8 protein-coding genes are annotated in these 8,057 nt (G+C 74.4%); 7 read left to right on the forward strand and 1 reads right to left on the reverse strand.

Translation table 11 applies throughout. The features are described from left to right. Positions 1 to 16: 16 nt before the first annotated feature. The 7 genes from ACH4K4_RS13205 to ACH4K4_RS13235 are packed head-to-tail and all read left to right on the forward strand — an operon-like array spanning position 17 to position 7,306. Positions 17 to 877 (forward strand): 3-hydroxyacyl-CoA dehydrogenase family protein, encoded by an 861-nt coding sequence (locus ACH4K4_RS13205; protein ID WP_398167008.1) that lies wholly within the window; start codon positions 17 to 19, stop codon positions 875 to 877. Beyond that, positions 874 to 1,167 carry an acyl carrier protein gene (locus ACH4K4_RS13210; protein ID WP_398167009.1) on the forward strand — a complete coding sequence of 98 codons (294 nt, stop codon included), beginning with the start codon at positions 874 to 876 and terminating at the stop codon, positions 1,165 to 1,167. The genes ACH4K4_RS13205 and ACH4K4_RS13210 overlap by 4 nt, the downstream gene beginning before the upstream one ends. Further along, complete coding sequence (locus ACH4K4_RS13215; RefSeq protein WP_398167011.1) at positions 1,164 to 2,279, forward strand: acyl-CoA dehydrogenase family protein; 1,116 nt, start codon at positions 1,164 to 1,166, stop codon at positions 2,277 to 2,279. Before ACH4K4_RS13210 ends, ACH4K4_RS13215 begins: the two co-directional genes overlap by 4 nt. After that, positions 2,276 to 3,274: a 3-oxoacyl-[acyl-carrier-protein] synthase III C-terminal domain-containing protein gene (locus ACH4K4_RS13220; protein WP_398167013.1), complete on the forward strand. Its 999-nt coding sequence runs from the start codon at positions 2,276 to 2,278 to the stop codon at positions 3,272 to 3,274. Before ACH4K4_RS13215 ends, ACH4K4_RS13220 begins: the two co-directional genes overlap by 4 nt. After that, positions 3,271 to 4,422: an HAD-IIIC family phosphatase gene (locus ACH4K4_RS13225; RefSeq protein WP_398167014.1), complete on the forward strand. Its 1,152-nt coding sequence runs from the start codon at positions 3,271 to 3,273 to the stop codon at positions 4,420 to 4,422. The genes ACH4K4_RS13220 and ACH4K4_RS13225 overlap by 4 nt, the downstream gene beginning before the upstream one ends. Next, the gene (locus tag ACH4K4_RS13230) at positions 4,419 to 5,672 is read left to right on the forward strand and encodes an MFS transporter (RefSeq protein ID WP_398167016.1); all 1,254 of its coding nucleotides are present in this window, start codon (positions 4,419 to 4,421) and stop codon (positions 5,670 to 5,672) included. Before ACH4K4_RS13225 ends, ACH4K4_RS13230 begins: the two co-directional genes overlap by 4 nt. Beyond that, positions 5,669 to 7,306, forward strand: a complete 1,638-nt coding sequence (locus ACH4K4_RS13235) for an AMP-binding protein (RefSeq protein WP_398167017.1) — start codon at positions 5,669 to 5,671, stop codon at positions 7,304 to 7,306. Before ACH4K4_RS13230 ends, ACH4K4_RS13235 begins: the two co-directional genes overlap by 4 nt. A 10-nt stretch (positions 7,307 to 7,316) precedes the next feature. On the opposite strand, the gene ACH4K4_RS13240 is transcribed toward ACH4K4_RS13235, so the two are convergent. Further along, the gene (locus ACH4K4_RS13240) at positions 7,317 to 8,054 is read right to left on the reverse strand and encodes a 4'-phosphopantetheinyl transferase family protein (RefSeq protein WP_398167019.1); all 738 of its coding nucleotides are present in this window, start codon (positions 8,052 to 8,054) and stop codon (positions 7,317 to 7,319) included. Between the last annotated feature and the right edge of the window lie 3 nt (positions 8,055 to 8,057).

Below are 8,057 nucleotides of genomic sequence, written 5' to 3' on the forward strand. Positions count from 1 at the left end.
GACGGACGGAACGAGGATGGACGAGGAATGGGGTGGCCGGCTGGCCGTCGTCGGAGCCGGCGTCATGGGCACCGCGCTGGCCACGCTCGCCGTGGGCCGCGGCCTCCCGGTCCTGCTGATCGACGTGTCCGAGGCGCAGCTGGAACGCGCCGGCGGCGCCGTCCGCCGGCAACTGCGGCACGCCCGGCTGCTGGGCAAGCTGCCCAAGGGGCCGGACGGCGACCTGACCGTGACCACCTCCTACGCGGAACTGGCCGGCGCGGCGGCCGTCGTCGAGGCGGTCACCGAGACCACCGAGGCCAAGGCGGGGGCGCTCGCCGCGATCGGCGCCGCGGTCGCCCCCGGCACGCTGATCGCCTCCAACACCTCCGCCGTGCCGGTGGACGAGCTGGCCGGTCACACCGACCGGCCGCAGGACGTCGTCGGCACCCACTTCATGAACCCGCCCTACCTGATCAGAGCCGTCGAGGTGATCCGCGGCCCGCGCACCGGCGACGCGGCGATGGCGGCCCTGGACCGGCTGCTGAGAGCCCTGGACCGCGAGGCGATCGTGGTCGGCGACGGCCCCGGCTTCGTCTCCAACCGCATCCTGATGCGGGTCATCAACGACGCGGCGCGGCTGGTCGCCGAGGGCCGCGCCCCGGCCGAGTCCGTGGACCGCGTCTTCACCGGCTGCTTCGGGCACCGCACCGGGCCGCTGGCCACCGCCGACCTGATCGGCCTGGACAACGTCGTCGACACCCTCAAGGTGCTGCACGACCGCACCGGCGACGACGGCTACGTGGCCTGCGACCTGCTCCTGGACAAGGTGCGGGCGGGCGACTTCGGCCACAAGACCGGCAACGGCTTCTACTCCTACGGAGGAACGCGCGCATGACCACCGTCGACAACCAGGCCGACGCGGCCACCGGCCCCGGCGAGGAGGTGCAGCGGCGCCTGCTGGCGTTCCTCGGCTCCAGGACCGGCGACGACTGGGCCGTGGACCGGGACCTGTTCGCCTCCGGGGCGTTCACCTCGCTGTTCTCCCTGGAACTGCTCCAGTACGTCGAGCAGGAGTTCCACATCACCGTCGAGGGCGACGACCTGACCCTGGACAACTTCCGTACCGTGCCCGCCATCACCGCGCTCGTCGTGCGGCTGCGCGGCGGGGGAGCGGCGGGGCGGTGACGGCACAGGCGACCGCGGACGAAGCCCGCGCCGCGCTCGGCGAACTCGTCGGCGACCGCGCCGAGGAGTGGGACCTGACCGGCCGCATCCCCGCGGAGACCGTACGGGAAGCGTCCCGGCGCGGGCTGCTGTGCGCCCAGGTCGCCACGGAACACGGCGGCCTGGGCCTGGACAGCCGGGCCAACGGCGAACTCACCGCGCACGCCGGTTCCCTGTGCGGCTCGCTGCGGTCGCTGATGACCTCGCAGGGCATGGCCGCCTGGACCGTGCAGCGCTTCGGCACCGCCGCGCAGCGGAGCGCGTTCCTGCCCCGGCTCACCGGGGGAGAGACGGCCGGGGTCGCGTTCTCCGAGAGCGGCGCGGGCAGCGACCTGGCGGCGATGCGCACCGGGATCCGCCGCGAAGGCGGCACGGTGCGCGTCAGCGGCTCGAAGGTCTGGGTGACCGGCGCCGCGTACGCCGGCCTGCTCGTGGTCTTCGGCACCTGGGGCGACGGCGCCGCGGTGGCGCTGGTGCCCGCCGACGCGCCCGGCGTACGGATCGAGCGGGTGCCGGACCCGATGGGCTGCCGGGCCGCCGGGCACGCCGACGTCCACCTCGACGACGTACGCGTACCGGCGGACCACGTGCTGTCCGGCGCCGGCCTGCCGGTCGCCCTGCTCGCCACCGCCGCGCTGACCTACGGGCGGCTCTCCGTCGCCTGGGGCTGCGCGGGCATCCTGCGGGCGTGCCTGGACAGCACCGCGGCGCACGCGCGCGAGCGGCAGCAGTTCGGCAAGCCGCTCGCCGACCACCAACTCGTCGCCCGGCACCTGGCCGAACTGGCCGTCTCCGAGCAGGTCGCCCTCAGATGCTGCGAACACGCCAGCGCCTGCTGGGACGGCAACCGCCCCGAGCTGGGCACCCAGGCCGTCGTCGCCAAGTACGTCGCCTCCAGGGAGGCCGTCAAGGGCGCCGCCACGGCGGTGCAGGTGCTGGCCTCCCGCGGGGCGCGGGACGGCCACCCGGTGGCGCGGGCGTACCGCGACGCCAAACTCATGGAGATCATCGAGGGCAGCACGGAGATCAGCCAGCTGCTCCTCGCGGACCACGTACGGACGGGCCGGGGATGAGCACGCACAGCGGCGCCGGGACGGACACGGCCGTCGGGGTGGGGGCGATCCACTGTCTCCTGCCCGACGAGCGGGTGCCCGTCGAGAAGCTGGACGAGATCGGACAACTGCCGCGTGAGGAAGCCCAGTTCGTGCGCGACTGCGGCATCCTCACGGTCGGCCGGTTCGCCGACGAGCCCGCTGCCGCACTCGCGGCCCGGGCGGTACGCGAACTGCGGGAGAAGGACCCGGCGGCACCCGGGCCCGACGTCCTCGTGGTGGTCGGCGCCCGCGCCCCCGAGGTGCTGCTCGGCTCCGACTCCGGGCGTGTCGAGGCCGAGGCCGGACTCGGCTCGGCCTTCTCCTTCGTCCTGGACGGCCTGGGCTGTACGGGATCCAGCGCCGCCTGGTCGCTCGCCCGCGACCTCCTGGTGGCCGACCCCGCCCGGCACTCCGTCATGGTCGCGCACGCCAGCCGCCCGGTCTCCCTGGACCGGGTGCGCTACCCGGTCACCGTCGTCGGCGACGGCGCCTTCGCCATGACCCTGGTGCGCGGCGGCCGTCCGGTGCTGCGCGCCCACCGCCAGCACACCGACGGCAGCTTCCACGACCTCCTCCAGGTCGACTACAAGAGCGCGCCTTGGTACGAGTGGCGCGAGGAGGTCCAGTCCGCCGACCGCTACCGCTTCGAACTGGCCATGCACAGCAGGCAGCACCTCAAGCGCCTGGTCGGGCAGGTCCTCCAGGACGCGGGCGTGGAGCGGCAGCAGGTGGCCGCCACCCTCATGCAGAACGTCACCGCGCCGGCCTTCCAGTTCTACGAGACCCTGCTCGGCCTGAGCATCCACCCCGTGTGCACCGAACACCTCCAGGCGTACGGGCACCTGGGCGCCATGGACGTGGTGCTCAACCTCGACCGGCTGCTGGCCCGCGGCGAACTGGCGCCCGGGGACCTCGTCCTCGTCCTCAACAACAGCCCCGTCGCGGCCTGGGCCGTGACCCTCTGGGAGGTATGACCGGCATGGCGGGCACCGAGACGGCGGGGACCACGACCACCACGGAGGCGGCGGCCAAGGCCGTACGCCCCGCGGTGAAGTGCCTGGTCTGGGACCTGGACAACACCCTGTGGCAGGGCGTCCTGCTGGAGAACGACGAACTCGCGCTGCGGCCCGGCGTCCTGGAGACGCTGCGCGCCCTCGACGAGCGCGGCATCCTCCAGTCGGTCGCCAGCCGCAACGAGTACGACGACGCCTGGGCCCGGCTGGAAGCCCTCGGTGTCGCCGAGTACTTCGTCCTGCCGCACATCGGCTGGGGCCGCAAGTCCGACGCCGTACGCGCCATCGCGGAGCAGCTGAACTTCGCGCAGGACACCCTCGCCTTCATCGACGACCAGCACACCGAACGCGCCGAGGTCGCCTACCACCTGCCGGACGTGCGCTGCTACGACGCGCCGGAGGCGGCGGCCCTGCCGGACCTCGCCGACTTCACCCCCACCGTCACCGCCGACGCGCGCCGCCGCCGGGCCATGTACCAGGAGAAATTCCGCCGGGAGGCGGCACAGAGCGAGTTCAACGGGCCCGACGAGGACTTCCTGCGCTCCCTGGAGATGCGGATGCGCATCGCCCGCGCGGACGAGGGCGACCTCGCGCGCGTCGAGGAACTGACCCAGCGCACCAGCCAGATGAACGCCACCGGCGTGCACTACTCCGACGCCGACCTGCGCGCCCTGCTCACCGACCCGGACCACGAGGTGCTGGTCACGACCGTCGAGGACCGCTTCGGCTCGCACGGCGCGGTCGGCGTGGCACTGCTGGAGCGGCAGCGCGGCAGCTGGCGCCTGAAGCTGCTCGCCACCTCCTGCCGGGTGGTCAACTTCGGCATCGGTACGCACCTGCTGCGCTGGATCGCCGACCGGGCGGCCCGGGCCGGTGTGCACCTGGAGGCCGACTTCCGCCGTACCGAACGCAACCGGATCATGGAGGTCGCGTACCGCTTCGCGGGCTTCGACTCCAAACCCTGCCCGTGCCGGGACGAGCAGGACCGGAGCACGGCCGGCGTACAGCGCCTGCACCTGGTGCCCGCGCGGCAGGCCGCCCCCACGACGCTCACCGTGACCGGGCCCGCCCTGTGGACCGCCGACGGCACCGGGACACCGTGGGCATGACGGGCGGCGCCTTCGGACGGCTGTGGGCCTCCACCGCGGTCTCCGCGCTGGGCGACGGCGTACGGCTGACGGCCCTGCCGCTGCTCGCCGTCTCGCTCACCTCCGACCCGCTGCTGATCTCCCTGGTGACGGTCGCCAACTGGCTGCCCCTGCTGCTCGCGCCGCTGGCCGGCGTCTGGGCGGACCTGGCCGACCGGCGCACGCTGCTCATCGGCGTCGACCTGGTGCGCGCCGCCGCCGTCCTGGTCCTCGCGCTGACCGTGGCCGCCGGCGTGGTGAACCTGCCGGTGGTGTGCGCCGTGGCGGCGGTGCTCGGGCTGGGCGAGACGGTGCACACCGTCGCCTCCCAGTCGTTCCTGCCGATGGTCGTCGACACCTCCCGGCTCGCCGCCGCCAACGGCCGGCTGCACGTGGCCCAGCTGGTCTTCCGCGACTCCGCCGGGCAGCCGCTGGGCAGCCTCGCCTTCGTCGCCGGCGCGGGCCTGCCTTTCCTGATCGACGGGGTGTCCTTCCTGGCCGGCGTGGTCCTGCTGTGCACCGTGCCGCGGTTCGCCGGGAAGCAGGGGCCCGCCGCCGGTACGGGGCCCGGCGCAGCCCCGCGCTGGCGCACCATGATCCTGGACGGGGCACGCCTGCTCCGTGCCGACCGGCTGCTCGTCACCCTCGCCGTCATGCTCGGCACGCTGAACTTCTTCATGGCCGTCACCGGAACGCTCGAAGTCCTCTACGTCGTGCGGTGGCTGGGCCTGCCGGAAGCCGTCTTCGGCGTGTTCCTGGCCGTCGGCGCGATCGGCGGCGTCGCCGGCGGGCTGCTGAACGCCCGGCTGGCCGACCGGTTCGGCACCTTCCCGGCCGCGCTCGGCGGCATGGTCCTGATGGGCCTGGCGATGCTGCTGACCGGCCTGGTGCGGCACACGGTCGTCGCGGCCGCCGGCTTCGCCGTGATGGCGCTCGGCGCCGCCGTCTACCAGGCGCTGACCGTCTCCTTCCGCCAGGCCACCACGCCGCCGGACCAGTTGGGCAGGCTCAACGGCGTCTACCGGCTGATCGGCACCGGCACCATCCCGCTGGGCGCGCTGGCGGGCGGCGCGCTGGCCAAGCTGGTCGAGGTCAACGTCCCGTACGTGGCGGCCGGTGCCGGTGTGCTGCTGCTGGCCGTGCTGGTCACGCGCCCGGTGGTGCGGATGGGCGCGGCACAGCGGCGGCGGGCCGGAACCCCGGACGGCATACCGGCGGAGGCCGCTTCGTGAGCCGACCGCCCACCGCGAGCAAGGACCCCGCACCGACGCCCCCACCGTTCACCGCCGGAACCGTCCCCGTGGAGCACGTCTTGGAAGACCGCACCCTCTATCAGTGGTTCGCCGGGTCCGCCCGCCGGTGGCCCGGCGCACCGGCCCTCGAACTGGGCGGGCAGACCCTGACCTACGGCGAACTGCACCGCCGGGTGCTCGCCCTGGCGGCCCGCGTCCTCGCCGGCCAGCCCGCCGCCGGGCCCGCTCGCCCGCCCGCCCGGATCGCGCTCGTCGCCTCCCGTACGGTGGCCGCGTACGTGGCGTACCTGGCCGTCCAGCGCCTCGGCTCCTCCGCCGTACCGCTCAACGCCGAACACCCGCTGCCCCGCAACCTCGACATCGCGCGGCGCGCCGGGGTGGGCGCCGTCCTCCTCGACGCGGCGCATCACGAGGCGTTCGCCGGGCTGCCCGAGGACTTCCGGCCGCCGGTGACCGTGGTGCCGGCGGACGGCGGCGGACTCCCCGAGCCGTCCCCCGGCGCCCTGCCCGCCCACCCGGGCGACCCGGAGGCCGAGGCGTACCTCCTGTTCACCTCCGGCTCGACCGGCCGCCCCAAGGGCGTGCCGGTCCGCCACCGCAACGTCTCCCCGTACGTGGCGTACAACATCGCCCGGTACGAGGCGGGCCCCGGCTGCCGGATGTCCCAGACCTTCGGCCTGACCTTCGACCCGTCGGTGTTCGACCTGTTCGTCGCCTGGGGCTCGGGCGCCACCGTCGTCGTACCGGACAAGGACGAGCTGTACCGCCCGGTGGATTACGCGGTGCGCCGCCGGCTCACCCACTGGTTCTCCGTACCGTCCCTGGTCACCACCGCCCAGCGGTACGGGAACCTGCCGCTCGGCGAGGTCACCACGCTCCGCCACAGCTGCTTCAGCGCGGAGCCGGTCACCGCGCAGCTGACCGCGCTGTGGGCCGAGGTCGCGCCGGGCAGCCGGATCCACAACCTCTACGGGCCGACCGAGCTGACCATCACCTGCACCGACCACGAACTCGCGGGCGGGGGTACCGGCAGCTCCAACGGCACGGTGCCCATCGGGACGCCCCACCCCCACATGGAGGCGGTCCTCCTCGACGAGCAGGGGCTGCCGTGCGACGACGGGGAACTGTGCGTGCGCGGCGCCCAGCGGTTCGACGGCTACCTGGACCCGGCCGACAACGCCGGGCGGTTCGTACGGTACGAGCCGGGCGCGCCCGCCGTCCCGTACGACGGCACCGGACCGCTCACCCGCGACCACTGGTACCGCACCGGCGACCGGGTCCGCCGGGAGGCCGGCCTGTTGGTGCACCGCGGCCGGCTGGACAGCCAGGTCAAGATCATGGGGCACCGGGTGGAGCTGGGCGAGGTCGAGGCCGCGATGCGCCGCCACCCGGGGGTGACCGAGGCGGCCGTGGTGGTCGTCCGGGTCAAGGACGAGGTGCGGCTGCTGGCCGCCTACCTGGGCAAGGAGATGTGCGGGCGCGAGTTCAGCCACTGGCTGCGGGAGCGGATCCCGCTGCACATGGTGCCGCGCCGCATCCGGCGCCTGGAGGAGCTGCCGCACAACGACAACGGCAAGCTGAACCGCCGGCGGCTCGCCGAGCTGCTGGCTTGAGGGGCGGCGATCAGGTGCGCCGGACCTTCGGGCCGCCCGGACACGGCGGACCGGTGAGCGTGGCCGCCACCGGTCCGAAGCGCGGGCGTGCCGTGCTCACGACCGCGGCCACGGCGTCCCGGCGCGCGTCCGTCCGGTCCAGTACGTACAGGTCGCCGTGGCGCGAATGCCGCTCGGGGCCGCCCTCGGCACCGACGGGAAGGGCCGAGAGGTCGACGGCGGCCAGCCCGCCCAGGGTGGTCCTGCCGAGCTTGACGAGGCACTCCTTGCGCACCCACTGCCGCAGGAAGTACGCGTCGCCGTCGGCGTGTTCGCGCATCGCCGCCAGCTCGGCCGCGCTCAGCACCCGCCCGGCGGCCCCGCGCACACTGTCCGGCAGCGTCCCCCGCTCCACGTCGACGCCGACCGGTTCGCGGCCCGCCGCCGCGGCCACCACGCCCGTCGTGTGCGACAGGCTGACGTACACCTGCGGCAGCCCGGCGAGCGCGGGCCTGCCGTGCTCGCCGGAACCGCAGCCGGGACAGCGCTGCTCCAGGACGAGGGAGTCCGCGGGGCGGCCCAGCACCCGGGCCGCGCACAGCCGCACCAGCACGTGCGCGGCGACGAAGTCGGCCCGGCCGCCCGCGGTCAGGAACGCGTCGGCGCGCCGCCGCTCGGCGCCGGTCAGCAGCCGCTCGTACGCCGGAATCAGACCGAGCACCTCGTTTGTGCCCGCCACCACCGCCAACGGCCGTCCGCTCGTCCCCACGGA

It is taken from the genome of Streptomyces sp. NPDC017529, from assembly GCF_044329785.1.
In the GTDB taxonomy this organism is placed as follows: domain Bacteria; phylum Actinomycetota; class Actinomycetes; order Streptomycetales; family Streptomycetaceae; genus Streptomyces.